18 protein-coding genes and 3 tRNA genes are annotated in these 26363 nt (G+C 70.2%); 10 read left to right on the top strand and 11 right to left on the bottom strand.

Annotation, left to right across the window (positions count from 1 at the left end; all coding sequences use genetic code 11):
• Positions 1-219: 219 nt before the first annotated feature.
• The 3 genes from ACFSJG_RS25290 to ACFSJG_RS25280 form a co-directional block, all read right to left on the bottom strand.
• The gene (locus ACFSJG_RS25290; protein WP_378487999.1) at positions 220-579 is read right to left on the bottom strand and encodes a DUF3817 domain-containing protein; all 360 of its coding nucleotides are present in this window, start codon (positions 577-579) and stop codon (positions 220-222) included.
• Entirely contained in the window at positions 576-977 is a 402-nt protein-coding gene (locus tag ACFSJG_RS25285; RefSeq protein WP_378487998.1) for a transcriptional regulator, read from the bottom strand. Before ACFSJG_RS25285 ends, ACFSJG_RS25290 begins: the two co-directional genes overlap by 4 nt.
• A 123-nt stretch (positions 978-1100) precedes the next feature.
• Positions 1101-1742 (bottom strand): dihydrofolate reductase family protein, encoded by a 642-nt coding sequence (locus tag ACFSJG_RS25280; protein ID WP_378487997.1) that lies wholly within the window; start codon positions 1740-1742, stop codon positions 1101-1103.
• 187 nt (positions 1743-1929) lie between these two features.
• Between ACFSJG_RS25280 and ACFSJG_RS25275 the strand changes: the two genes are divergently transcribed.
• Positions 1930-2286, top strand: a complete 357-nt coding sequence (locus ACFSJG_RS25275; RefSeq protein WP_378487996.1) for an iron chaperone — start codon at positions 1930-1932, stop codon at positions 2284-2286.
• 86 nt (positions 2287-2372) lie between these two features.
• Here the strand turns inward: ACFSJG_RS25275 and ACFSJG_RS25270 are convergent.
• Positions 2373-2454 (bottom strand) — tRNA-Leu (locus ACFSJG_RS25270).
• A 412-nt stretch (positions 2455-2866) separates the two neighbouring features.
• On the opposite strand from ACFSJG_RS25270, the gene ACFSJG_RS25265 reads away from it, so the two are divergent.
• Both ACFSJG_RS25265 and acpS read left to right on the top strand, forming a co-directional pair.
• Positions 2867-12163, top strand: a complete 9297-nt coding sequence (locus tag ACFSJG_RS25265) for a fatty acid synthase subunit beta domain-containing protein (protein WP_378487995.1) — start codon at positions 2867-2869, stop codon at positions 12161-12163.
• Entirely contained in the window at positions 12164-12577 is a 414-nt protein-coding gene (gene acpS / locus ACFSJG_RS25260; protein WP_007528648.1) for a holo-ACP synthase AcpS, read from the top strand.
• 89 nt (positions 12578-12666) lie between these two features.
• Here the strand turns inward: acpS and ACFSJG_RS25255 are convergent, their stop codons facing one another.
• Both ACFSJG_RS25255 and ACFSJG_RS25250 read right to left on the bottom strand, forming a co-directional pair.
• On the bottom strand, positions 12667-13329 hold the full coding sequence (locus ACFSJG_RS25255; protein ID WP_378487994.1) for a catalase family protein: 663 nt from the start codon (positions 13327-13329) through the stop codon (positions 12667-12669).
• A gap of 41 nt (positions 13330-13370) precedes the next feature.
• Entirely contained in the window at positions 13371-14081 is a 711-nt protein-coding gene (locus ACFSJG_RS25250) for a TetR/AcrR family transcriptional regulator (protein ID WP_378487993.1), read from the bottom strand.
• Between the two features lie 237 nt (positions 14082-14318).
• Between ACFSJG_RS25250 and ACFSJG_RS25245 the strand changes: the two genes are divergently transcribed.
• Together ACFSJG_RS25245 and ACFSJG_RS25240 are read left to right on the top strand one after the other, a co-directional pair.
• Positions 14319-15635, top strand: a complete 1317-nt coding sequence (locus tag ACFSJG_RS25245) for an SWIM zinc finger family protein (RefSeq protein WP_378487992.1) — start codon at positions 14319-14321, stop codon at positions 15633-15635.
• Positions 15632-18961 carry a hypothetical protein gene (locus ACFSJG_RS25240; RefSeq protein WP_378487991.1) on the top strand — a complete coding sequence of 1110 codons (3330 nt, stop codon included), beginning with the start codon at positions 15632-15634 and terminating at the stop codon, positions 18959-18961. The genes ACFSJG_RS25245 and ACFSJG_RS25240 overlap by 4 nt, the downstream gene beginning before the upstream one ends.
• Here the strand turns inward: ACFSJG_RS25240 and ACFSJG_RS25235 are convergent.
• Both ACFSJG_RS25235 and ACFSJG_RS25230 read right to left on the bottom strand, forming a co-directional pair.
• The gene (locus tag ACFSJG_RS25235) at positions 18951-19724 is read right to left on the bottom strand and encodes an ABC transporter permease (protein WP_378487990.1); all 774 of its coding nucleotides are present in this window, start codon (positions 19722-19724) and stop codon (positions 18951-18953) included. The genes ACFSJG_RS25240 and ACFSJG_RS25235 overlap by 11 nt on opposite strands.
• Complete coding sequence (locus tag ACFSJG_RS25230) at positions 19721-20683, bottom strand: ATP-binding cassette domain-containing protein (RefSeq protein WP_378487989.1); 963 nt, start codon at positions 20681-20683, stop codon at positions 19721-19723. The genes ACFSJG_RS25235 and ACFSJG_RS25230 overlap by 4 nt, the downstream gene beginning before the upstream one ends.
• Before the next feature lie 100 nt (positions 20684-20783).
• Here ACFSJG_RS25230 and ACFSJG_RS25225 point away from each other — a divergent pair, with 100 nt between their 5' ends.
• The 4 genes from ACFSJG_RS25225 (at position 20784) to ACFSJG_RS25210 (ending at position 25072) form a co-directional block, all read left to right on the top strand.
• A complete protein-coding gene (locus tag ACFSJG_RS25225) occupies positions 20784-21551 on the top strand; it encodes a TetR/AcrR family transcriptional regulator (protein ID WP_378487988.1) in 768 nt (255 codons plus the stop codon).
• Positions 21552-21689: 138 nt separating this feature from the next.
• Complete coding sequence (locus ACFSJG_RS25220; protein WP_378487987.1) at positions 21690-23180, top strand: glutamate/gamma-aminobutyrate antiporter GadC; 1491 nt, start codon at positions 21690-21692, stop codon at positions 23178-23180.
• Position 23181: 1 nt separating this feature from the next.
• Positions 23182-23691: a hypothetical protein gene (locus ACFSJG_RS25215; protein WP_378487986.1), complete on the top strand. Its 510-nt coding sequence runs from the start codon at positions 23182-23184 to the stop codon at positions 23689-23691.
• A 25-nt stretch (positions 23692-23716) separates the two neighbouring features.
• A complete protein-coding gene (locus tag ACFSJG_RS25210; protein ID WP_378487985.1) occupies positions 23717-25072 on the top strand; it encodes a dipeptidase in 1356 nt (451 codons plus the stop codon).
• Positions 25073-25165: 93 nt separating this feature from the next.
• On the opposite strand, the gene bcp is transcribed toward ACFSJG_RS25210, so the two are convergent.
• Positions 25166-25639 carry a thioredoxin-dependent thiol peroxidase gene (bcp, locus tag ACFSJG_RS25205; protein ID WP_378487984.1) on the bottom strand — a complete coding sequence of 158 codons (474 nt, stop codon included), beginning with the start codon at positions 25637-25639 and terminating at the stop codon, positions 25166-25168.
• Positions 25640-25713: 74 nt separating this feature from the next.
• Between bcp and ACFSJG_RS25200 the strand changes: the two genes are divergently transcribed.
• Positions 25714-25935, top strand: a complete 222-nt coding sequence (locus tag ACFSJG_RS25200) for a DUF3618 domain-containing protein (RefSeq protein ID WP_378487983.1) — start codon at positions 25714-25716, stop codon at positions 25933-25935.
• A 44-nt stretch (positions 25936-25979) separates the two neighbouring features.
• Here ACFSJG_RS25200 and ACFSJG_RS25195 read toward each other — a convergent pair.
• Both ACFSJG_RS25195 and ACFSJG_RS25190 read right to left on the bottom strand, forming a co-directional pair.
• A tRNA-Lys gene (locus ACFSJG_RS25195) sits at positions 25980-26055 on the bottom strand.
• A gap of 72 nt (positions 26056-26127) precedes the next feature.
• Positions 26128-26203, bottom strand: a tRNA-Lys gene (locus ACFSJG_RS25190).
• Between the last annotated feature and the right edge of the window lie 160 nt (positions 26204-26363).

The following is a 26363-nucleotide window of genomic DNA, read 5'->3' as shown; positions in this document are numbered from 1 at the left end:
GGCACGATCGCCGCGACCGCCACAGCAAGGTGGCTCCACAGGAGAGGTGAGCGAATGTCGCCGATGATGGTTCCGCAGACACCGTGCCAATGGCTGACCTACATCGTCGCGATGATCACCGGGCAGCCGGTGATCATGGGCGGCGGCACCGGGTCCTGACGAACTGACAAGGATCGGCCCCCGCAGTGCGGGGGCCGATTCTGTGGGCGGGCCGCGGTGTCAGACCCCGAAGTCGCGCTTGACCTGCTGCGTCCGCTGGTGCTCGACGAAGAACGACAGGAACGGAATCGTGCCCGCGAGCAGCGTTCCGACGGTCCGGCCGACGGGCCAGCGCACCTTCACCGCGAGGTCCATCGTGAGGATCAGGTACACGAAGTACACCCAGCCGTGGACGATCGCGATCCAGCTGGGCAGGTCCTCGACCTTGAAGATGTACTTGGCGACCATCTCGGCCGTCAGCACAAGCAGCCAGATGCCGGTCGCGTAGGCGAGCACGCGGTACCGCAGCAGCGCGCCCGCGATCTTCTTGGTGTCGCGGGCGGGGACGGTGGTGGCGGTGTCGTCGGGGGCCGTGCTCACGTGCTGCTCCTATCGGCCTCGCCGGCTCGGAGCTGCGCGAGGTAGTTGTTGTACGCCTGGTGGGCCTCGTCGCCCGGATCGTCGGCGTCGAGGGATTCGGCGACGGCAGTGGTGCGTTGCGGCAGCAGGTCCGCCGGGATCTCGCGCTGCTCCTCGCCGTGGACGATCCGCTGCTGGTCCTCGGGGTCGGAGTCCTCGAGCTGCACGAAGCGGCGGTACGCGTAGACGACGAAGGCTGCGAACAGTGGCCACTGGAACGCGTAGCCGAGATTCTGCCCGTTTCCGCCGACGGCTTCGAAACGTGTCCACTGCCAGTAGCCCAGCGCCAGGCATGCGGCCGCCGCGACGATGACGAACACGATCAGTGCTGGTCGACGGCGAGAGGATGTACGGGCCACACCACGACGGTACCGGAGTAGGGGTGGTGTGAAACCGCCGGTAGGGGAGTCGGCGGTCACAATCGGACGACCGCAGGACCTGCGTCGTGAGCCTGCTCGGCGGCGCCGAGCAGGCCCACGAGGTCACCGTCGCCAGAAGAGATGGTGCGTCACCCCGCTCGGGCTGGGTACGACGTCGAGATGGAACCTGTCGAGGAGCTCGTCGGGTGAGTCCCAGAGCCGCAGCCCGGATCCGAACCGCACCGGTGACACCGCCACGTGCATGGTGTCGACGAGGTCTGCGTCGAGGAACTGCCGGATGGTCGTGACGCCGCCACCGAGGCGGACATCCTTGCCGGCGGCCGCCGCCCGGGCCTGCTGGAGGACGGTGGCGGGGTCGCCCTCGACGAAGTGGAAGGTGGTGTCGGAGAGGGCGAAGGACGGACGCGCGTGGTGGGTCATCACGAACACCGGAGTCCGGAACGGGGGCTCGTCGCCCCACCAACCGCGCCATTCGTGGTCGTCCCACGGCCCGCGGTGAGGGCCGAACTTGTTGCGCCCCATGATCTCGGCTCCGATGTTGCGGGCATAGTCGCGCGTCAGGTAGTCGTCGAGTCCGCGACTGCCGCCGGGGTCGGTGCGCATGGGCCAGCTGGCGGTGGCGCCCGCCCAGGTGAACATGGCACCGGGGTCGAGTCCGAACGGGCGTTCCAGGCTCTGGTGCTCTCCGGCGCCGATCCCGTCGCTCGAGACGTTGAAGTTCTGGACTCTCAGCAGCTGTTCCACTCGGTTCTCCCCATTGTCGCGACGGCTGATGCAGAAGTGCAGACCGAGAACGGCCCGGAAACTCATCGCCGCGGCGAGTCACGATCGGGTGGTGGCCACCGCGACGATGACGACGACGAGTGGTCCCGTCGGCGGGGATGATGGCAGTCCCCGCCCCTGATCGTCCCGAAGCAAGCGAGGTGCCACCATGACGACGATTACCGACCACTCCGCCTACATCACCGCGGCGCCCGAACCCTTCAGGCCTTCGCTGGACCGGTTGCGCGCACTGCTGACCCGCGCCCTCCCGGACGCGACCGAGATCGTGGCGTACAACATGCCGGGGTTCCGGATCGGCGACGCGGTCGTCGCGAGCTATGCGGCGTTCAGCAAGCAGTGCGGTCTGTACCTCCAGCCGGGCGCCATCTCCGAGCATGCCGAAGAGATCGCGGCGGCGGGCCTGAAAGCGACCAAGACCGGGATCACCTTCACTCCGCGGTCACCGATCCCCGACGACCTCGTCGAGCGATTGGCGCGTGCGTCTCGGAAGGATGCCGGAGTCTGACGACTGCGCGGGCGCCGGACCGGAGGCGCTTGGACGAGAACGGCCCCGACCCGAGAGTTCCCCAGGTCGGGGCCGCTGCTGTGTTGTGCGCGAGGGGGGACTCGAACCCCCACGTCCGAAGACACCAGGACCTAAACCTGACGCGGCTGCCAATTACGCCACTCGCGCGTGCCGGATCAGAGTACGCCACGCGGTCGATACCGGCGGCACTGCCGACCGTCCGTGCGACCCGATCGGTTCCGGCTGCCTCGAAGGTAAAGCCGCCGGCGCGCCCGACCACAGTAGATAACGGATTCATAACGATCAACGTGAGGGATTCCTCAGGTTTCCTACTCGTGAGTACTCGGCACTGCCAGCGCATTTCTTCCTTACCGAAAAGTCACTTGGACGACCGTATTGTGAGCGACGTCACGCCTACTACCTGGTAGGACATCGCACCTGGACAGTAAACGTGAGGAACCCCTCATGATTGTGTGCGACTCTGGTGCCACCCCCGAAGGAACCATCCGCGGGCGCAGCGGCGCGCTCGACGGTGAGTTTGTGACGTCGGCGGGTTCCGACCAGGAGAGGACCATCCAGCGTGACGATCGACGAGAGCACACCTCTGGGCAGTGGCGACGGAGCCGGTGGATCCCGCTTCGCGCAGACTCGGGCGGACGCCGCGAAGTCGCCCCTGCGTGACCGCATCGCCGCCGGCGAACCGTACGCACTCGCATTCGGCGGACAGGGTGCCGCCTGGCTCGACTCCCTCGAAGAGCTGATCCGCGACAACGGCCTCGAGCCCGACCTCACCGCGCTGGTCAACGAGGCCGCCGCGCTGGTCGCCCCCGTGGCGCAGGACCTCCTCGTGGTCCGGTCCATGGGCTTCGACCCGATCGGCTGGATTCTCGAGCGCGACGTCGCCGACGAGGACGCCACCGACGCCGGACCTACCGCCGAGGCGCTGACGTCCGCCTCCGTGTCGATGCCCGGTGTGCTGCTGACGCAGCTCGCCGCGCTCCGCGCACTCCGACTCCAGGGTCTCGACCCCGCGCAGGTCGCCCCCGTCAAGGTCATCGGACACTCCCAGGGCGTCGTCGCGGCGGACTCCGTCGCCGACGGCGGCGACTCCGACGGCGAGCTGCTGGCCATCGCGCAGCTCATCGGTGCGGCCGCGGTGCTGGTCGGTCGTCGCCGCGGCATCATCGGCAGCGGCGAGCGCACGCCGATGCTCGCCGTCTCCGACGTCGACCCCGCCCGCATGCAGGCCGTCGTCGACGAGATCGCAGGCGCAGTGGCACCCGAGAGCGCCCCCGTCATGGCGATTCGCAACGGCCGCCGCCGCGTAGTCGTCTCCGGACCGCCGGCGCAGCTCGCCCGCGTCCAGCAGCGCGCCGAGCAGATCGCCGCCGAGGAATCGGCCGAGCGTGAGGCGAAGAAGCGCGGCGGCGACGTGTTCTCCCCGATCTTCGAGCCGGTCTCCGTCGAGGTCGGCTTCCACCACCCGGCCTTCGCGGACGCCGTCGACACCGTCGGTGCCTGGGCCGCTCGCTGCGGCCTCGACGTCGAGCGCGCAGCCCGCCTGGCCCGCGCCTGCCTGACCGACCCCGTCGACTGGGTCGCCGAGGTGGATGCCGCGGTCGCCGCTGGTGCCTCCTGGATCCTCGACCTCGGACCCGGTGAGCTGCTCACCCGCATGACCACCGGACCGCTGCGCGGCAGCGGCGTCGGCATCGTCGCCGCATCGACCCGCGCAGGCCAGCGCAGCCTGCTCACGCCGGGCGCCGCGCCCGAGCGCCCCACTCCGTGGACCGCCTTCCGCCCGACGCTGGTCACCCTGCCCGACGGCAAGGTCGCGGTGGAAACCTCGTTCACCAAGCTGACCGGCCGCTCGCCGATTCTGCTCGCGGGCATGACCCCGACGACCGTCGACCCGAAGATCGTCGCCGCGGCCGCGAACGCAGGCCACTGGGCCGAGCTCGCCGGCGGCGGCCAGGTCACCGAGAAGATCTTCGCCGACCACGTCGCCGAGCTGTCGACGCTGCTCGAGCCCGGTCGCGCGGTGCAGTTCAACTCGATGTTCCTCGACCCGTACCTGTGGAAGCTGCACGTCGGCGGGAAGCGACTGGTCCCGAAGGCCCGCGCCGCCGGTGCGCCATTCGACGGTGTCGTCGTCACGGCAGGCATCCCCGAGCTCGAGGAAGCCGTCACGATCATCGGCGACCTGCAGGACGCCGGGATCACGCACGTCGCGTTCAAGCCGGGCACCGTCGCGCAGATCAAGTCGGTCATCCGGATCGCCGCCGAGGTTCCCGACTTCCCGGTCATCGCCCACATCGAGGGCGGTCGCGCCGGTGGCCACCATTCGTGGGAGGACCTCGACGACCTGCTGCTCGCCACCTACGCCGAGCTCCGGACCCGCCCCAACCTCGTGGTGTGTGTCGGTGGCGGCATCGGAACGCCCGAGCGGGCCGCCGACTACCTGACGGGCCGCTGGTCCGAGCAGCTCGGTTACCCGGCGATGCCGGTGGACGGCATCCTCGTCGGCACCGCCGCGATGGCGACCCTCGAGGCGACCACCTCGGCAGACGTCAAGCAAATGCTCGTCGACACCCCCGGCACCCCCGACTGGGTCGCCGCGGGCACCGCGACGGGCGGCATGGCCTCCGGCCGCAGCCAGCTCGGCGCCGACATCCACGAGATCGACAACGCGGCCTCCCGCACGGGCCGCCTGCTCGACGAGGTCGCCGGTGACGAGAAGGCCGTCGCGAAGCGTCGCGACGAGATCGTCGCCGCCCTCGACGTCACCGCGAAGCCCTATTTCGGCGACGTCGCCACCATGACCTACGAGCGCTGGCTGCGCCGGTACCTCGAGCTGGCCGTCGGCATCGACTCCGCGAAGGAGTTCGACTGCGGCACCGACTGGGCGCAGGCGTACGCCGACGCCACCGAGTCGGTGTGGCTCGACATCACCTGGCGGGACCGATTCGCGCAGATGCTGCAGCGTGCCGAGGCTCGTCTGCACCGCAACGACCGCGGCCCGATCGTCACCCAGTTCGCGGACGAGCTCATCCTCGAACGTCCCGAGGCCGCGCTGTGCACCCTTGCCGCGTGCTTCCCGGACGCCGCGACCACCGTCCTGCACCCGGCCGACGTCGCGTTCTTCGTCGCGCTGTGCAAGACGCCGGGCAAGCCGGTGAACTTCGTGCCCGTCGTCGACAAGGACGTGCGTCGCTGGTGGCGGTCCGACTCGCTGTGGCAGGCGCACGACCCGCGTTACTCCGCGGACCAGGTCTGCATCATCCCCGGTACGGTCGCCGTCGCGGGGATCACCCGCGCCGACGAGCCCGTCGGTGACCTGCTCGACCGCTTCGAGAAGGCGACCACCGACGAGCTGCTCGCCGCCGGAACCGCGCCGGTCGCGGTCGCGGGTCGTCGCCGCGCCGACGCCGATGGACTGTTCGGTGTCGTGCTCGCCGCCCCGGACGTGCTCTGGGCCGGCCGGATGACCCGCAACCCGGTCCACCGCCTCGGTGACGTGGACGCCTGGACCGTCTCCGCAACCGACGCCGCGCACGCCACCACCGGCGCGACCCTGCGGCTGCTCGACGGCGACCGGGTCGAGCTCCGGGTGCCGCTGACCGGTGATCGTGCGGTCACCATCGCGCTCACCGTTCCCTCGTCCACTCGGGACGGCGGCGCACCCGTCGTCACCGCCGGGGACGCCGAGGCCGCCATGTCGGCGCTGCTCGGAGTCGCGGCGGGTCAGGATCTGCCGACCGTCAAGGACGGAACCGCCCGCCTCAACGTCGCCTGGATCCCCGATCTGGTCGCCGACCACTCGGGCGTCACCGCGTCCGGTCTGCCGGTGTCGCTGATGCCGGGTGTCACCGCCGTGCCCGACGTCCTCGTCGGCGCCTGCTGGCCCGCGGTGTTCGCGGTGCTCGGCGCCGCTCAGACCGCGACCGGCATCCACGCCATCGAGGGCATGCTCGATCTCGTCCACCTCGACCACGCCGCCCAGCTGGTCGACGCCATCCCGGCGGACGCCGCGGTCCTCACGGTCAAGGCCGAGGGCGGCGCTGTCGTCGACACCGATCTCGGTCGTGTCGTCGAGGTCCGGGTCGAGGTCGGCGCGATGCGCGGCGAGCAGGGCGCCAACGCCCCCGTGTTCGCCACGATGGTCGAGCGGTTCGCGATCCGCGGCCGCACCGGCACCGCCGAGCTGGCCGATCCGGAGCGCGCCGGTGGCTCGCTCACCGACGCCGCGGTGGACACCCCCCGCCGCCGTCGCCGCCAGACCACGATCGTCGCGCCGCGGCACATGGCCGCGTTCGCACAGGTCTCGGGCGACCACAACCCGATCCACACCTCCGACAACGCTGCGTTGCTCGCCGGTTTGGGCAGCCCGATCGTGCACGGAATGTGGCTCTCCGCCGCCGCCCAGCAGGTCGTCATCGCCGTCGATCCCGAGGCCACGGTCCCGGCACGCCGCCTGACGGCGTGGACGGCCCGCTTCCTCGGCATGGTCCGCCCGGGTGCGCTGATCGACGTCCGCGTCGACCGGGTCGCACACGACGCCGGTGCCGAGATCGTCGAGGTCGGCTGCCGCGTCGACGGTGAGCTGGTGATGGTCGCGACCGGCCGCACCGCAGCGCCGAAGACGGTGTACGCGTTCCCCGGTCAGGGCATCCAGCGTCCTGGCATGGGCCTCGACGCCCGCGCCCGGTCGAAGGCCGCCCGCGACATCTGGGATCGCGCCGACAAGCACACCCGCGAGGCGCTCGGCTTCTCGATCCTCGCGGTGGTCCGGGACAACCCGACCGTCGTCAAGGCTCGCGGCGTCACCCACAAGCACCCGGACGGCGTGCTGCACCTGACCCAGTTCACCCAGGTCGCGATGGCGACCCTCGGTGTCGCGCAGGTCGCGGAGCTCCGCGAGTCCGGAGCGTTCGTCGAGGGTTCCTACCTGGCCGGTCACTCGGTCGGGGAGTACAACGCGCTCGCCGCCGTCGCAGGCGTGCTGCCGCTCGAGGCGGTCCTCGAGGTGGTCTTCCAGCGCGGCTCCGCCATGCACGCCCTGGTTCCGCGTGACGCGCAGGGCCGATCCGACTACCGGATGGGCGCGATCCGCCCGTCGCAGTTCGGTGTCGACGACGCCGATCTGGAGGCCTTCGTCGCCGGAGTCTCGGAGCAGACCGGCGAGTTCCTGCAGATCGTGAACCTCAACCTGCGCGGCTCGCAGTACGCGATCGCCGGCACCGTCGCGGGCCTCGACGCCCTCGAGAAGGAGATCGACCGCAAGCGCGCCGAGGTCGGTGGCAAGCGGGCGTTCATCCTGGTCCCCGGTATCGACGTGCCGTTCCACTCGAACGTCCTGCGCGGCGGCGTCGACGACTTCCGCGAGCGCCTGCTGGCGCTGCTGCCGGAGGAGATCGACCCGGCCATCCTGATCGGGCGCTACATCCCGAACCTGGTGCCCAAGCCGTTCAACCTGGGCCGTGAGTTCATCCAGGAGATCGCGGACCTGGTGCCGTCCGAGCAGCTCGCCGCGGTCCTCGCCGACTTCGACACCTGGTCGGCGCAGCCTGTCGCGCTGACCCGCGTCGTGCTCGCCGAGCTGCTGGCCTGGCAGTTCGCCAGCCCGGTGCGGTGGATCGAGACTCAGGACCTGCTGTTCTCGGAGGAGGCCGACGGCGGCCTCGGTATCGAGCGGTTCGTCGAGATCGGCCTCGCCGCCACCCCGACGGTCGCCAACCTGGCGTCGCAGACCCTCAAGCTGCCCGGTCGCGTCGGTGGCCCGGTCGAGGTGCTCAACATCGAGCGCGAGGCCGGCGTCGTCTACTCCACGGACACCGATCCGGCGCCCGTCGAGGACGACGAGCCGGAGGCCCCCGTTGCGGAGACGGCACCCGCGGCCGCCGCTGCTCCGGCACCCGCCGCCGCTCCCGCGGCTCCGTCCGGTGGCCCGCGTCCCGACGACATCGCGTTCGCGGCGTCCGACGCCACCAACGTGCTGATCGCGTTGTGGACCAAGCTGCGTCCCGACCAGATCGGTCCCGCCGACACCATCGAGGCGCTCTGCGACGGCGTGTCCTCACGTCGTAACCAGCTGCTCGTCGACCTCGGCTCCGAGCTGTCGCTCGGCGCGATCGACGGCGCCGCGGATGCCGACATGGGTTCGCTGGCCGTCACGGTCAACAAGCTGGCCCGCACCTACAAGCCGTTCGGCCCGGTGCTGTCCGACTCGCTGAACGACCACCTGCGCAAGGTGTTCGGTCCGTCCGGTAAGCGTCCGGCGGCCATCGCCGACCGCGTCACCAAGGTGTGGGAGCTCGGCGCGGGCTGGGCCAGCCACGTCACCGCCGAGGTCGCACTCGGCACCCGCGACGGCTCGTCCGTCCGCGGCGGCGCGATGGGCGGTCTGCACGAGGGTGCGCTGTCCGACGGCGCTGCGGTCGACGCGGTCGTCGACGCTGCCGTGCAGTCGGTGGCGGCTCGCCGCGGTGTCGCGGTGTCCATGCCCGCCGCAGGTGGCGGCGCCGGTGGCACGGTCGACGCCGCCGCGCTGGGCGAGTTCACCGAGCACATCACCGGACGCAACGGCGTTCTCGCCTCCGCGGCCCGGCTGGTGCTCGAGCAGCTCGGCCTGAACGAGCCGGCGGCCGCCGCGTCGGGCGATGCCGACAGCGAGTTGGTCGACCTGGTCTCCGCCGAGCTCGGCTCCGACTGGCCGCGCCTGGTCGCGCCGGCGTTCGACGCCCGCAAGGCCCTGCTCCTCGACGACCGGTGGGCCACCGCCCGTGAGGACCTCGCCCGGTTGTGGATCGGCGATCACGCTGCCGTCGTCTCGGTCACCGACGCCGATTTCACCGGTGCCGGACCGGCGGTCGCCGCGCACGCCGACTGGTGGAAGCGTCGCGCCGAGGCCGAGGGCCGCGAGGAGCTAGTCGGCGTGTACGCGACGATCGCCGAGGCCGCACAGGTCAAGGACGCGTTCAGCGGACAGTGGTCGGATCAGGTCGCCGTCGTCACCGGCGCCAGCAAGGGCTCAATCGCGGCGTCGGTCACCGGCCGGCTGCTGCGTGGCGGTGCGACCGTCTTCGTCACCACCTCCCGCCTCGACGAGGAGCGGGTCGGCTTCTACCGGAAGCTGTACCGCGAGAACGCCCGCGCGGGCGCGTCGCTGTGGGTGGTTCCCGCCAACATGGCGTCCTACACCGACGTCGACGCCCTGATCGACTGGATCGGCCAGGAGCAGACGGAGACCGCGGGCGGCGCGAAGAAGCTGGTCAAGGAGGCCGCAACTCCGACGATGCTGTTCCCGTTCGCCGCGCCGCGCGTGATGGGCGAGCTCTCCGACGCAGGCGCTCGCGCCGAGATGGAGATGCGGGTCCTGCTGTGGTCGGTCGAGCGGCTCGTCGCCGGACTGTCCCAGATCGGATACGACCGCGACGTCGACACCCACCTGCACGTGGTGCTGCCGGGCTCCCCGAACCGCGGACTGTTCGGCGGTGACGGCGCCTACGGCGAGTCGAAGGCGGCGCTCGACGCCCTCGTCGGCCGCTGGAACGCCGAGCGCAGCTGGGCAGAGCGGGTCACGCTGGTCCACGCGCTGATCGGATGGGTCCGCGGCACCGGCCTCATGGGCGGCAACGACCCGATGGTCGACGCCGTCGAGGCCAAGGGCGTGCGCACCTGGTCGACGGACGAGATGGCCGAGCAGCTGCTCGGCGCCTGCACCCCGGAGACGGTGAAGCAGGCGGCGGTCGCTCCGGTCTCGCTCGACCTCACCGGCGGACTCGGTGACGCACAGCTCGACCTGGTGGCCCTGTCGCGGGCGGCTGCCGAGGCCGCCGAGGCCGAGGACACGGAGGAACTCGCCGAGGAGACCATCGCCGCGCTGCCCGCTCCGCCGCGGGTCGTCGACGAGCTGCCCGCCCCGACATGGCCGGAACTCGACGTCGCCCCGTCCGACCTGGTGGTCATCGTCGGTGCCGGCGAGCTCGGCCCCTACGGCTCCGCACGCACCCGCTTCGAGATGGAGGTCGACGAGCAGCTCTCGGCGGCAGGCGTTCTCGAGCTTGCGTGGAACACCGGTCTCATCGGCTGGGAGCAGGATCCGAAGCCCGGCTGGTACGACGCCGAGACCGGTGAGCTCGTGCCGGAGGAGGAGATCGCCGACCGCTACCACGACATCGTCGTCGAACGCTGCGGCATCCGCCGCTACGCCGACGAGGGTGCGATGGTCGACAACACCATGCCGCTGATGACGTCGGTGTTCCTCGACAACGACCTGACCTTCGTGGTCGGCTCCGAGGCCGAGGCGCAGGCGTTCGTGGACTCCGACCCGGAGCACACGATCGCGTCGCAGCAGCCCGACAGTGGCGACTGGCAGGTCACCCGCAAGGCAGGCACCGAGATCCGGGTGCCGCGCAAGGCGAAGCTGACCCGCACCGTCGGCGGCCAGATCCCGACCGGTTTCGACGTCACCAAGTGGGGCATCCCCGCGGACATGGCGGGCTCGGTGGACCGGGTCGGCCTGTGGAACCTGGTCACCACGGTGGACGCTTTCCTCACGGGCGGCTTCACCCCGTCGGAGCTGCTGCGCTGGGTGCACCCGTCGACGGTTGCCAACGTGCAGGGCACCGGTATGGGCGGCATGACGTCGATGCGCTCGCTCTACATCGACACCCTGCTCGGGGAGTCGCGGCAGAACGACATCCTGCAGGAGGCGCTGCCGAACGTCATCGCCGCGCACGTCATGCAGTCGTACGTCGGCGGCTACGGCGCGATGGTGCACCCGGTCGCGGCGTGCGCCACGGCTGCGGTCTCCGTCGAGGAGGGCGCCGACAAGATCCGCCTCGGCAAGGCGACCTTCGCGGTCGCCGGTGGCTTCGACGACCTCGGCATCGAGGGCATCGTCGGGTTCGGTGACATGTCGGCCACCGCGAAGTCGGAGGAGATGGCCGCGAAGGGCATCAGCGACCGCCGGTTCTCGCGGGCCAACGACCGTCGACGCGGCGGGTTCGTCGAGTCGGCCGGTGGCGGCACCATCCTGCTGGCGCGTGGCGATGTCGCGCTGGAGATGGGCCTGCCGGTGCTGGGTGTGGTCGCGTGGGCGGGTTCGTTCGCCGACGGTGTCCACACCTCCATCCCCGCTCCCGGTATCGGTGCCCTCGGCGCCGGTCGTGGCGGGCAGGACTCGCAGCTCGCGCTGTCGCTGAATGCGCTCGGTGTCACCGCCGACGACATCTCGGTGATCTCCAAGCACGACACCTCCACGGCCGCGAACGACCCGAACGAGGCCGAACTGCACGAACGTCTGGCGGCGGCCCTGGGTCGAAGCGAGGGCGCCCCGCTGTTCGTCGTCTCGCAGAAGACGCTGACCGGTCACGCCAAGGGCGGCGCCGCGGCGTTCCAGCTGATCGGCCTGTGCCAGGTCCTCAGCCAGGGCATCGTGCCGCCGAACCGCAGCCTCGACTGCATCGACGACAAGATGGCCGAGTTCTCGCACCTCGTCTGGCCGCGGGAGCCGCTCAAGTTCGGCGGGCAGTTCCCGCTCAAGGCCGGTCTGCTCACCAGCCTCGGCTTCGGTCACGTCTCCGGACTGATCGCGGTCGTGCACCCGCAGGCGTTCGTCGAGGCGGTCCCCGCGGACCGTCGGGCGGCCTACCTGGAGCAGGCGCGGAAGCGGACCGTCGACGGTCAGCGTCGCCTCGCGGCAGCGATGTGCGGTGGCGCGGACCTGTACGAGCGTCCCGCGGATCGTCGCTTCGGCGGGGATTCGGTGCCGGCGAAGGCAGCCCGGGAACTCGAGGCGAACGTGCTGCTCTCCGAGGCCGCGCGCCTCGGCGACCGCGACGTCTACACCTCCGGACTGCCGGGGTGCCAGTAGATGGCAATCCTCGGAATCGGTTTCGACCTGGTGACGGTCTCCGAGTTCGCGGAACAGCTGTCCCGGCCGGGAACTGCGATGAAGAGCAGTTTCCGGCCCGGGGAGCGCCGTTACTGCGAGGCCAAGGCCGACCCGGCACGGCACTACGCCGTCCGGTGGGCGGCGAAGGAAGCGGTCATCAAGGCGTGGGCGTCCTCGCGGTTCGCCCGGCCGCCGTCAGTCGGTGACAACGCCTACGTGCAGGTGGAAGTCGTCAACGACGCCTGGGGCCGGCCGTCGATCAAGTTGCACGACGAGGCGGCGCAGTTCCTTCCGGGCGCGATCATCCACCTGTCCCTGACCCACGACGGGGACATGGCGGGTGCGATGGTCGTGATCGAGGAACCGGACCTCGTGGCACCGGTGGCGCGCTGACTCCACGACGACGCAGCGGGCCCGGCGGTGGAAACGTCCATCGCCGGGCCTGCGGCGTCGTGCCTGTCCTCGCCTTCCTCAGTGAGGAGTCAGGCGTCCACGGAGTGCCGACCGGATCGGCTGCCCGAGTAGGCCGCGCGGCGTGCATCGGCGACCCACTCGGGCCACATCTCGAGCCCGTCGGGGTGGTGAAGAACAGGGTCGAAGTCGGGCTGTTCCTCGTCGTCGCCGATGGACACCGGAGTTTCGAGCGACAACCGGCCGGCCGCCGTGGTGTCGGACCGGGAACGTGCCAGTGACAACGTGAAGTGCAGCGGGTCGGCAGTGGACAACGCGTTCAGCGATGCGGTGCGCGGTTGGCCGGCATCCGGGGAAGCGAGAACCCAGGTGCGGGAGTCGTTGTCAGGGGTGCGAAACGCGTTGAGGCTGCTGTACTGCGCGGTGGACCAGCTCAGTGCTGGGCAGGGGAGGAACCGGGTGACCGGGTCCGTCGACGCGAGAAGCAGGTCCCAGGGTCGCGCTGCGAGATGCAGCCTGATGGAGAGTCCGAGGATGTCCGGCACGGACCCGGGAAGTCCGACGCCCCGGGAGAGCCGGACGGTGACCGGTACACGTCCTTGAACGGGCCACCAATGGGAACCCAGTTCCGCATGGCCCTGAGCCACCACACCATGGGCGTGGAACACCCGAGCGCGGCGCAGCGTCGACGCAAGGCTGAAGGGCACTCGGAGTGCGCTGTCGATGTAGTTCATGACAGTCGCGATACCCGAATCCACGTGGTTTCAACCCGGCGTCAGCGTTCCTGGCTGGCGCGTGACTCCTTCTCTGCGACCAGGAGGTAGGCGGCCATCAGCCGCTTCAGCTCGGCGACCGCCTCCGAATGGGCCTGGCCGTCCTGAACGGAGAAGTTGAGCATCGAGTAGACGACGTGGACGAGCACCTCCGCCATCATGATCCGGCGGTCCCAATCGGTGCGCGGCGTCAGCGGCGCGAGCATCGTCGCGATCTTCTCGGCGAGCTGCTTCTCGCTGATCTTGCCGGTCGCCCGGGTGGACGGCGTCGACTGCATCGCCAGCCACACCTCCCGACGCGACGGGTCGGACGTCCACAGCATCGCCAGGTGGTCGACGAAGTTGTCGAGGAACCGCAGCCAGTCCAGCGACGGGATGACGCCGTCGAACTGTTCGAGCTCGTCGCGGACCGAGGCGAAGTCCTGACGGTTCAGCTCGCACACGATGACGTACTTGTTCGCGAAGAACTGGTACAGGGTGCCGATCGGGACGTCGGCGCGCGAGGCCACTTCCTCGCAGGTGAACGACTCGAACCCGACCTCGGTCAGGAGGTCGCGGGACGCGGAGAGCAGGGCGTCGAACTTGCGGCGACTGCGTTCCTGCGTCGGCAGTTTGCGGGGGAGGAGTTCCAGGGGTTCCGGCACTTCGTCCGTGCCGACGACAGCATCGAGCGCCGGGTCCGCGCGTCGCGGGGCTCTGGTGCTCGACTCCACGCGTTCCACCCTAGCCCGCGTCGCCCACGCAATCGACGAACCCCGGAATCTGGTGTTTCTCGCGGTACCGGAAACCGCGCCGTCCGCCGCCCTGTCGGCGACAGGGGAGACCGCGGATCTGGCAGAAAGTGGCGTTCGTTCGGGTGATCGAGATGAACGGGCCGTTCAATCAGTCGGGTGTGGAGGTGGGTGGGTGGGGTGCGCCGGGGTGTCGGAGGGCGTCGATACCCTCGCGCGGTGCCCACGTTCACCGGTGCCTCCACACTCACCGACACCACGCTCGGACTCGCTCTCGGCCCCGCGCTGACACCCGACGGAGCCACGCTGCGCGCCGGCTTCTTCCACGGGTTCGCGACCCGGCCGCAGGTGCTCGCACGAGGGCTGCTGGTGCTGGCCGACGTCACCGCCACGCGCTACGTGAACTACACGCCCGCATCGCTGCGTGATCCGGTCCTGACGGCGAACGGGGATCGGCTTCGCGCCGAGTGCTTCTCGGCGTGCAACGGGGTGTACGCGCGTCTGGACCTGCTCGGCGACGGCTTCGACGGCGGCGACATCGGACTCGGCACAACGAATGTCGACATCGGGACGACGATGCGACGGCAGCTCTCCGCGATGCGCCGCAGCGACCTGCTGCACCTCGACGTCGGTGTCGCGGGAATGGCCCTGTCGCAGCCGGGCACGACGAGCGTCGAACGTCCCGTCGACATGCCCGACCGGTGGATTCGCGCCCTCGGCAACACCGCCGAGATGCATCGTGGACTGCGTCGCGCCCTCGACTGCGACGCCGCTGCTGCGCGCCGGTTCCTCGCGGCGCTGCCACCGGTCACGGGTGTCGCTCGCAGCGGGTGGTTGACCGCGGACCGCAGTGGTGTGCGGATCGCGACCCGACCGGCGCGCGACGCGGTACACGTCGCGGGGTTGCATCGGCTCGCGGCGGCGAAGCGCCTCCTGCCGCACGTCCAGGGACTCACCCTGTACGGACCTGCAGATCCGGTGCCGGGCCCGGTGGCGGTCGAAGTGCACCTGCCCGCCGGCCGGCTGACCCTCGGGCTGACGGAGGAACCGTGGCGCGGCCACTCGGGGGAGGGTGCGCTGCTGCCCGCGTTGGCGGCGCCGACGGTGATGGAGGACGCCGAGCTGATCTCTGCGATCCTCGCGTTCGATCCCGTCGTCGACGTGTCCCGGCTGGCTCGGGAGTCCGCACTCGACGACGGTGCGGTCCGCGACGCCCTCGCCGTCCTCGCCTCGTCGGGGCGGGTCGGCTGGGATCTTCACGACAACGCGTGGTTCCACCGCGAACTGCCCGACGACCCGGACCGTGCCCTCGCCGACAACCCCCGTCTCGTGGCGGCGCGGGCCCTGGTCGACGACGGCGCGGTCACGGACGACGGTGGCGAGGTGTGGACGGTCCGCACCGCACGCGGCGACCACCGTGTCACGCGGTCGCCGGACCGGTGCACCTGCACCTGGTACCTGCGGCACGCCGGCCGCCGCGGACCGTGTAAACATCAACTCGCCGTACGTATCACCCGGAAGGACGCACTGACGTGACCGTCACACCGGCACTCGCCGACGCGATCGAGATCTTCTCCGACCTCGGCTGGCGGGGTGCGGCGATCGAGGATGCCCCCACACTGTCGCTGGGTACCGCGGAGCAGCGCCGGGCAGCCCTCGCCGGGCTGCGATCCGGCGCCTGGGGCGAATTCGGGCGGATCCGGGAGAACACCTACGGCTACATCAGCTGGGTCGACGTCGACGAGGCGGCGCTCGCGCTGTTCGCGATCAGGCTGGGTGTCGACGCGCAGCGTTCCGCGCAGATCATGCCGCACAGCAACCGGATTCCCGACGACCTCGCCGCGGATGTCCTCGCCACCCGCGGCCCGGAATTCGCGGCACGGTTCGTCGGCGCGGTGTGCGTGTCCTCCCGCCGGGCATGGGAGCACTGCACATCGGCGCACGCCGGCGTCGCGGTGCGGTTGGTCGCCCGGCACACCCTCCCGGTTCCCGAGAACATCGAGTACCTCAAGGACTGGGCCGTGTACGCCCTCGGCGCCCTCACCGGGCGGGGCGAGCTGTTTCCCGACTCCCGCGGCTGGATGGACGCCGCGGCGATCGAGTCCGGGTACGCCGCTCACGCTCGTGTCGCCGTCGCGGTGGGAATGCCCGCGACGGGCCCCTTCCCGGAGACCCTGCTGCCCGCGATCGAACGTGGCTGGATCGACCGCGACGAGGTGGTCGAGCTGGCGTTCGCGGCGCTCGACGCGGCGCAGCGGCCCGGCGACCGGAAGGCGTGGTTGCAGTTGCTGCTCGGCGGACTCGCGGTCGGGGACGATGTGCTGCAGGATCGCGCCGACGCGCTGATCTCGGTGCTGGCCTTCGGTGATCCGTTCGTCGTCGAGGCCCTGACGCCCGTCCTCGTGGCCGACGCGGACGACGACCTCCTGGTCGACCTGCTCACCGTCGCACTCGGGGTGAAGACCCGCAAGGCCCGCCGGTTGGTTCTGAAAGCCGTTGCCGCCAGACCGAAACCGGGCGCCGACGCGGTGGACGCGCTGACGCCACTGGTGGCGGAGCACGCAGCCGACGGGGATCGTACGCTCGTACGCGCCGCGGAGGCGGTCCTCGCCGCCTGGGACGTGACGGTGGACGCGGCCGAGGCGGAAGCGGATCCGGTGCGGGGCCTGTGGCGCGCCACCCCACCGCTGTGGGAGGTGCCGCGGTTCGAACTCGGAAACGTCGGCCCCGCAGCCCTCACCGATGCCGCCGCCGCATTGCTCTCCCGTGGGTCGAGTGCGGTCGACGTCGAGGTCGAGCATTTCCTCGCACTGGCGAACGCGGTCGCGCACGACGATCCGGACGCCGCCCGCGCGGCGCTGCGGGGTGTCCCGGAGAACTGGATCGAGGGTCTGTGCGTGGTGCCGTCGTGGCGGGACGGCGGCGACAACCCGCTGCGTGATCGTGACTCCGACAGCGATTCGCTGTGGGTGAGCGCGACGGTGTGGGAGCCGTTGCGGGCGCGGGAAGCCGCGGTCGTGGCTCGGCTCGGCGCCGCGCCGAACCTGCTGTCCACCCCGTCGTGGGTGGATCTGCGAATCGACCCCGCGGACCTGCTCGAACGGGTTCGTGAGTACACGGCGACGGGCGCGGCCGCCGCGGAAGCCGATCTGTACCTGGCGATGACGCGCCTCGACCTGGCCTCGATGACCGACACCCGGCGTGCCGAGTTCGCCTCCCTCGCGGTGCCGGTCGTGCTGCAGTCCGGTGAGCCCATGACGGTCACCGTGGGCGGTGCGATCGCCGCGTACGCCGTGGATCCGGTGGTGGAGCCGCCCGTCGTGGTCGACGCGCGGTGGAAGTCGTGGCGGCCGGCTCTGACGCTGCCTGATGCGTTGGCGGACTTCCCGCCGCGACTCGACGACGAGTCGTACCGGACGCCGGGCCTCGCGGTGTTCCCCACCTGGGGCGACGCGGCGGGAAGCGACGTCACGCACGACGAGTCGGCGGAACGCGGAGCCGTGCTGCGACAGGCCGCCCGCCGGGCCGTCCCGTTCACCCCGGGGCTCGCGGTCAACATGCTCGGCGCCCAACGCGGTTTCCATCACGCCGCGGCGGCGGACGGCGGCGCGGCGGTGGTCGAGGCGTGGCAGCGGGGGCTGCTGCGCCCGGGGGTCGCCGACGTCCGGCTGTTGGACTGGAGCGCCGCGCCGCCGCGGAACCTCGCGGCGTTCGCGCGGTCCGCGGTCGACCTGGCGGAGGAGGGACTGCTGTCGGTGCTGTGGCCGGTACTCGACGCGCTCGTCGGTGCCGGGCTCGAGGCGCCGCGGATGCCCGCCGGGACCGCCGACGTCGCCGAGGCGATCGCGCGGTTGCTCCCGGAGGCGCGCGCCGCCGTCGACGCCGGTGCCGCTGACGCGGCGGTCCTCGATCTGCCGGGCACCCGTGGTCTCGCGGCACGCCCGGGCAGTTCGCGTGCGGCACAGGTCGCCCGCGCAATCGTGGCCCAACTTCCCGAACCCACCGCCGCGGCACCGCTGCCGCCTGCGCCCGCCACCGGGCCCGAGTTCGCGCAGGTCTGGGCCGACGGCGCGGGAACCGCACCCGCGACTCCGGACGGCGTCACTCTGACCGCCGCCTGGGCGGACCCTGCCGCGCCCACGAAACGCATCGTCCTCGACCTCACCCTGCCGGGCCGTGTCGACCGCTTCCGCGTGGACAAGGGCTGGTACTACGACCTCGAGTGCGAAGGTCAGTGCGCCGCAACGAGATACACACGCGATTCACCTTCGGAGCGTGGCCCCCGTGATTCCTGGCTGTACTGGGACGCCGACGCCGGGGCGCTCGCCGTCGCCGAGCACCGGAACCGCACCGCCGGCACGGATGCCCCGCTCGACCGGAACGGGCCGGTGCCGCCGCTGACCACGTCGATGGTTGCGGTCGTGCTCGCCGGTCTCTGCCACGACGCACCGGACCTGTACTACGTCACCGCGATCCTGACAGCCCGTGCGGTCGGGTCCGAATCGGTCCGCGCTGCGATGCGGGCCCTGCTCACCCAACCCGATGTCAGCCCCGCCCGGATGATGAAAGTGCTCGAGAGCGACCCCGAGCTCTTGCCCGTGCTGTGGCCCGTCCTCACCGAGTCGGTGCGGTGTGCGGCCGAGACGAGCGGCCCGTTGCCACGCTGGCTGAACCGGGTGCTCGACGTCGCAATGCGTTCCGCGCCGGTGCTTCGCGAGGCGGCGCTCCGCGGACTGATCCCCGAGGATGCCGCGGCGTGGACCGGACTGGCGGCGGTGGCCGGGCGTACGGGATCAGCGGCTGCGGTGGTCAAGGCCCGCACGCTGCTCGGGGAGCTGGGGCTGCCTGCGGTCAGCGCGTGAGCCGCCGCCGGTACAGGACGTTCGCCCAGACGAATCCGACGATCGCGATCCCGGCGCACCAGGCGACGGCGAGCCAGGCATTCGACCCGATCTCGGTTCCGGTCAGCAGCCCCCGGACCGTCTCGATCACTGGTGTCACCGGTTGGTTCTCGGCGAACCCCTGCAGCCAGGTCGGCATGGTCTCGGCGGGGACGAACGCGCTGGACACGTAGGGGACGAACATGATCACGAAGGTGAACCCGCTGGCGGCCTCGGGGTTCCGGGCGATCAGCCCCAACGCCGTGGACAGGTAGGAGAGCGCGACGAGGAACAGGGCGAGCAGCGCGAACGTCGCCACCCAGCGGACCGGGTCGGCGGTCGGCCGGAAGCCCATGACGACCGCCACCGCGATCACGAGCGCCGCGGTGATGAGGTTTCGTGCCACACTCGCGAGGACGTGGCCGGTGAGGAAGGCGGATCGGGCGATGTCGAGGGTGCGGAAACGGTCGACGATGCCCTCCGTCATGTCGGAACAGACGCTCACCGCGGTTGTCGCGGCGCCGAACGCCGCACAGAGCAGGATGATTCCGGGCACGACGTAGTTCAGGTAGTCGGTGCCGGTGTCGATCGCACCGCCGAACACGTACACGAACAGCAACATCAGCGCGATCGGCAGTGCCAGCGCCATGATCACCGAGTCGGGGCTGCGCAGCAGGTGGGTGAGGTTGCGGCGCAGCAGGATCGTGGTGTCGGCGACCGTGCCGGGAAGGGTGGGAGTGCTCATCGCGCAACCGCTTTCGTCGTGGTCTCGCTGCTGCGCTGCGAGCCGGTGAGTGCGAAGAAGACGTCGTCGAGATCGGGTGTGTGCAGCTCGACGCGCTCGACTGTCAGTGTCTCGTCGATGCGGTCGAGAAGTGCGCGGAGTGAAGCGATGCTGCCGTCGGTGGGCGCGGTCAGCGCGAGGGCGTTCGCGTCGACGGTGGCATCGGACAGTGCGCCCGCCGCGCGCCGAAGGTCCTCGGGGGAGCCGAAGTGGAGCTCGACGTGCCCGCCGGGGACGAGGGCCTCGAGTTCACGCGCCGTGCCCTCGGCGACGATCCGGCCGCGGTCGAGGACGGCGATCCGGTCGGCCAGTTCGTCGGCCTCGTCGAGGTACTGGGTGGTGAGGAACACCGTGACGCCGCTGCGGACCAGTTCGCGCACGACCGACCACATCTCGCGCCTGCTGCGGGGGTCGAGTCCGGTGGTCGGCTCGTCGAGGAACAACACCTCGGGATCGCCTGCCAGGCTCATTGCGATGTCCAGGCGCCGGGCCATACCACCGGAGTAGGTGCCGGCCCGTCGGTCCGCGGCCGCGGTGAGATCGAACCGCTCCAGGAGCTCGTCGGCCCGCTTCCGTGACGAGCGTCGACCGAGGTGGTTCAGCTCGCCGACGAGGGTGATGTTCTCGCGGCCGGTGAGCAGCTGGTCGATCGCGGCGAACTGGCCGGTGACGCTGATGGCGCGGCGGACCGCGCGCGCGGACCCCGGCAGCGGGTGCCCGGCGACGACGACGGACCCGGAGTCGAAGGGCAGTGCGGTGGAGAGGATTCGGACGGCCGTCGTCTTGCCCGCGCCGTTGGATCCGAGCAGGGCGAACACGGTGCCTGCGGGGACCTCGAGGTCGACACCGGTGAGTACGTGCTGGTCGCCGAACGATTTGTGGAGATCTGTCACCGCGATCGCGGTCGTATGTGCGGTCATGTCTCGCTCCCGGAGAGTAACTGCGTATGGCATAAACTATTGTTTAGACCATACGCAGTTTTAGGATGAGCGCAAGTGTCGAACGGTGGAAGGGAGTCTCGTGGAGGACTCGGAGGTGGTGTCGGATCCGGATCTCCCGCGCTCGGTGCGGCTCGCCTGGGGAATGGAGAAGGCCGGCGCGCGCGGCCCGAAACGCGGACTGAGTCTCGAGCGGATCGTCGACTCGGCGGTCGAGGTGGCCGAGGAGGAGGGAGTCGGCGCGCTCTCGATGGCCCGGGTCGCGAAGCGTCTCGGGTTCACCACGATGTCCCTGTACCGATACGTCGCGAGCAAGGACGAGCTGATCGACCTGATCAGCGACCGGGTGATCGGTCCGCCGCCGGTCGTCCCCGCCGGATCGTCGTGGCGAACGGGCTTGCGGCACTGGGCCCGCGCCGAGTACGACCAGCTGATGCGGCACCGCTGGTGGCTGCAACTCGCCGTGGGCTCGTCCCCGCCCACCGGCCCGAACAACATCGCGTGGCTCGACGTCGGACTCGGCACCCTGGCGGACACGCCGCTCTCGCCCGCACTGCGTTTCCAGGTCGTCCTCAACACCTCGCTGTTCGTCATCGGCCGCGCCCGGTTCGCCGCCGACTTCTTCGCCGCCTCCGTGGACCCGGCCGCCGAGCGTGGCGTTGCCCGGTACGACTACGGGTTCGTGATCGGGAGGCTCGTCGCGGGCGGCGACTTTCCCCATCTCGCCGCGACGTTGTCCGACGGTGCGTTCGACGCAGACGAGGGAGTCGAGTGGAGCGACGCCGACTTCCTGTTCGCCCTCGACCTGTTCCTCGACGGAGTGGAGAAGCTCGTCGACCGGAGTTCCTGACGTGTTCACCCGATCCGGGTGAATGTTGCCCGGCGTGCTGCGCTCGGCGGCCGCGGGGCGGATAGTGCAAGGAGGAAGCCTGCGCCGTCGCCTGCCTCCCCGGTCCGCGGCGGCCCGTCCGACGGGATGGTGGAGCCGATGAGCGTCGAGACAGCCGGAGAACCGAAGTCCGCGCGCGTGCTGAGTTCCGCACCGCGACAGCAGTACATCACCTGGATCGCCCTGGCGATGATGACGACCAGTTCCGTCGCCAGCCTGCGGTCGGCGCCGTCGATGGCGGTGTACGGACTCGCATGCATATTCCTCTACGTGGTGCCGGCGATCGTCTTCCTGCTACCGACGTCGCTGGTGTCCGCGGAACTGGCCTCGGGGTGGTCCGGCGGCGTGTACCGCTGGGTCGGCGAGGGCATCTCCGACAAGGCGGGATTCCTCGCCGTGTGGTGTCAGTTCGCGATGACGATCTTCTACTACCCGACGTTGCTCGCCTACGTGGCGAGCACGTTCGCGTACGTCATCAACCCGGCGCTGGCGTCGAACGGCCTGTACACCGCGATCATCATCGTGACGCTGTTCTGGACCGGTGTCTTCGTCTCGTCCCGTGGCATGAAGGCGGTCGCCGGACTGTCCAGCGCCGGACTCGTTCTCGGGACCCTGATCCCCGGCGCCCTGCTGATCGTGATGGGCATCGTGTTCCTCGGGCAGGGGAACACGTCGGCCGCGCCGATGGAACTGTCGGCGCTGCTTCCCGCCTGGACCGGAATCGCGTCGCTCGTGCTGATCGTCAACAACTTCCTCTCCTACTCGGGGATGGAGATGAACGCGGTGCACGTGTCGAGCCTGCGCAAGCCGGCCTCGGAGTTCCCGAGGGCGATGTTCGTCGCCATGGGTCTCGTCCTCGCGATCTTCATCCTGCCCGCCATCGCCATCAGCTGGGTCGTCCCCGCCGAGAAGCTGTCTCTGACGGCGGGCGTCATGCAGGCATTCGACTCGTTCTTCGCCTACTTCGGCTTCGGTTGGGCCACTCCGATTCTCGCGTTGATGCTGATCGCCGCCTCACTCGGCGGAATGCTGACGTGGCTGGCCGGGCCCTCGAAGGGGCTGCTGATGATCGGGCGGCAGGACGGCTTCCTCCCGCCGATCCTGCAGCGGCTGAACAAGCACGGCATCCAACGGAACATCCTTGTGGCACAGGGCGCGGTGACGACGGTGATCGCACTGCTGTACGCGTTCATTCCCGAGGTGTCGAGCGCCTACTGGATCCTCTCGGTCATCACGACCCAGGTGTATCTGGTCGTGTACGTGCTGATGTTCGTCGCGGCGATGCGGCTGCGCCGCAGCAAGCCGGACCATCCTCGCGGCTACCGCGCGCCTGCGTTGTTCGTCCTGTGCTGGGTCGGGCTGGTCTCGAGCGTCGCGGCCTTCCTGATCGGGTTCGTCCCGCCCTCGCAGTTCGGCGGCGGCAGCGTCTTCGTGTACGTGCTCATCGTCGGTGGCGGATTCGGCATCGTGGGCCTCGGTGTTCCCCTGCTGATCCTCGCGCTGCGCAAGCCGTCGTGGAAGCAGGATCTCACCGTCGACCCGACGAGCGCCGTCGCCGCGGCGCAGGACCCGACGAGCGGGGAGGAGTGACATGGACACGCCGACACCGAGTTCGGATCAGTCACCGCCCCCGCCGGACCCCGATGCGGTGAGCCTGGCGCCGGGGGACGACCTCCACGAGCGACCCGAGAACACCCACCTGATCCTGTATCTCGCTGCCTTCGCGCTGTTCGTGGGCCTGACCGTGTGGGGACTCGTTGCGTATCAGCACAGTGAGAACGACGACCAGGCACGCGAGAAGGCGATCGAGCTGGCGGTTCTGTTCTCGGCGTCCGACCTGAAGTCGCCCGACATCGACGCCACCGCACGGGTGCTGGGCACCGACGGCGGTGCCGCATGCGCCGACGACGGCAGTGCGTTGCGGGAAAGCCTGTTCCATCAGCAGATCGTCAACGGCGCGGCCGGGCCCGGACAGCGTCCGATCCTGGTCGCCAGGAACCTCCTCGAAGGTGAGCGGCTCGTGCTCACGGTCTACTGCCCGGACCGGCTGCCCGAGTTCGACGCCTGGGTCGACGGTCTGAAACTCGAAGCCGGGGAATGATCCCCGGCGCAGGAGAGGAGTTGGCGTGGCGGACGAGGTGACGACTCGCGACGTGCGGTCGGCGGTGCAGGAGCTGATGCCGACGGCGAAGGACGAGCTTGCGACGCTCGTGGGGTTCCGATCCGTGGCGGATCCCCGTCAGTTCCCACCGGAGGGGTGTCTCGCGGCGGCGAACTGGGTCAGGGAAGCGTTCACGGCTGCGGGCATCGGATCTGTCGACCTGGTCGAGACGGTCGACGGGTCGCATGCGGTCATCGGGCATCAACCCGGACCGCCCGGGGCGCCGACAGTACTTCTGTACTGCCACTACGACGTCCAGCCGCCCGGTGACGAGAGCAAGTGGACGACCGAGCCGTTCGAGCTCACCGAGCGGGGCGGCCGCTGGTACGGGCGAGGCGCCGCCGACTGCAAGGGCAACATCGTGGCGCATCTGCTGGCGCTGCGGGCCCTGGGGTCGCCGTTCCCCGTCGGGATCCGGGTCGTCGCCGAGGGCACCGAGGAGATGGGGACCGGCGGACTGGAGGCGCTGGTGGAGTCCCGCCCCGAACTGTTCCAGGCGGACATGATCGTCGTTGCGGACACCGGCAACGCCGCGGTGGGTGAGCCGACCGCGACCGTCACCCTGCGCGGCATCGCGAATGTCGTCGTGCACGTGGAAACCCTCGCCGGCGAGGTGCACTCGGGGATGTTCGGCGGGCCCGCGCCTGATGCGTTGGCAGCGCTGGTTCGGCTCCTCGACTCGCTGCGGGACGAGGCCGGCGACACCGTCGTCGACGGGCTGGAAAACGGACAGCAGTGGGACGGCGTCGGATACGAGGAAGCGCAGTTCCGAACCGATGCCGGCGTCCTGGACGGGGTCGGGTTGGTCGGCACGGGCGCCGTCGCGGATCGGGTGTGGGCGCGACCGGCGCTGACGATCCTGGGCATCGACTGCCCGCCCGTCGTCGGGTCCGCGGCGGCGATCCAGCCGCGGGCGTCGGCTCGGCTGAACCTGCGGGTGCCTCCCGGCATGGATCCAACGGTCGCGCAGGAGGCACTGACCAGGCATCTGGACGCCCATGCGCCGTGGGGTGCGCGGGTGACCGTCGAACCGGAGTCGGTGGGCGCACCGTTCCGGGCCCGGACCGACGGGCCCGGTTACGCCGCGCTCGCCGAGGCGATGGCGGAGGCGTTCGGGAAGCCGCTCGGCACCGTCGGGCAGGGTGGGTCGATTCCGCTGTGCAACGTCCTCGCGGAGAAGGTGCCCGGGGCGGAGATCGTGATGCTCGGCGTCGAGGAGCCGCGCTGCCTCATCCACGCGCCGAACGAGAGCGTCGATCCGTCGGAGATCGAGAACCTCGCCGTCGCCGAGGCGCTCTTCCTCCGCAGCTTCGGGTCCTGACCGACCCGCACCCGCGATTGGCTGAAAGTGCCGTTCGTGCCGTTGAAGCGCACGAACGGCACTTTCAGCCGGAAGCGGGGGTGGTCGGGGAGGTCAGACCGAGAGGTCGCGGCGGAGCTTGGCGACGTGGCCGGTGGCGCGCACGTTGTACTGCGCCACCTCGACCTTGCCGGTCTCGTCGATCAGGAACGTCGAGCGGATGACACCCTGGACCGTCTTGCCGTACATCTTCTTCTCGCCGAACGCGCCCCAGGCCGTCAGCGTGGTCTTCTCGGGGTCCGACAGCAGCGGGAACGTGAGCGCCTCGTTGTCGCGGAACTTGGCGAGCTTCGCCGGCTTGTCGGGAGAGATTCCGATCACGTCGATCCCCGCCTCGTTCAGTTCGGCGAGGTTGTCGCGAAAGTCGCACGCCTGCTTGGTGCAGCCCGGCGTGCTGGCGGCGGGGTAGAAGTAGACGACGACTTTGCGGCCGCGGTAGTCGGCGAGCGAGACGTCGTTGCCGTCGGCGTCGGGCAGCGTGAAGTCGGGCGCGGTGTCTCCGGGGGCGAGCCTGTTGTTGTCGGTCACGATGGCCAGGCTACTTGTCGGCGGTCGCCGGGTACGGTCATGGCAGGAAAGACCGACCATGAGAGGAAGTCCACGTGCCCAGGGACACCGAGAGCATTGAGCGCGACATCGAGCAGGCGCGCAATCAGCTCGCCGCCACCCTCGACGAGCTGAGCGTTCGCACCAACCCGAAGCGACTGCTCGAGACCACGAAGGCCGCGCTGGTCTCGAAGGCGAGCGAGCCGCCCGTCACGTTCGCGCTGATCGGTGCGGGTGCGCTGGTCGCCGTCCTGGTCCTGCGCAAGATCTTCCGCTGATACGACAGCAGGCCCCGATCCGGAAGGATCGGGGCCTGCTGTGGTGGTGCGCCATCAGGGACTTGAACCCCGAACCCGCTGATTAAGAGTCAGCTGCTCTGCCAATTGAGCTAATGGCGCGCGCCAGGACCGCGGCGAGGCGATGCCCGACACACTAGAGGCCCCGATCTTCTCGATCAGGGCCTTTCGTGGTGGTGCGCCATCAGGGACTTGAACCCCGAACCCGCTGATTAAGAGTCAGCTGCTCTGCCAATTGAGCTAATGGCGCCTGGTGCGTCCGGCGGGCCGGATGGCTCGCTCGGTGCGAAGAGAACATTAACAGCCCGGCACGGGGTATGTGAAATCGGCAGGTCAGATACGGTTTACGGCGAACGTCCCGTAACGGACGTGGGCGCGGGATCGATTGCAATGTGAACGTTATGGGCCTG

It is taken from the genome of Rhodococcus gannanensis (assembly GCF_042681175.1).
GTDB classification, from domain to species: domain Bacteria; phylum Actinomycetota; class Actinomycetes; order Mycobacteriales; family Mycobacteriaceae; genus Rhodococcus_G; species Rhodococcus_G gannanensis.
Note: the sequence above shows the minus strand (reverse complement) of the source record. Positions and strands in the feature narration are given on the sequence as shown.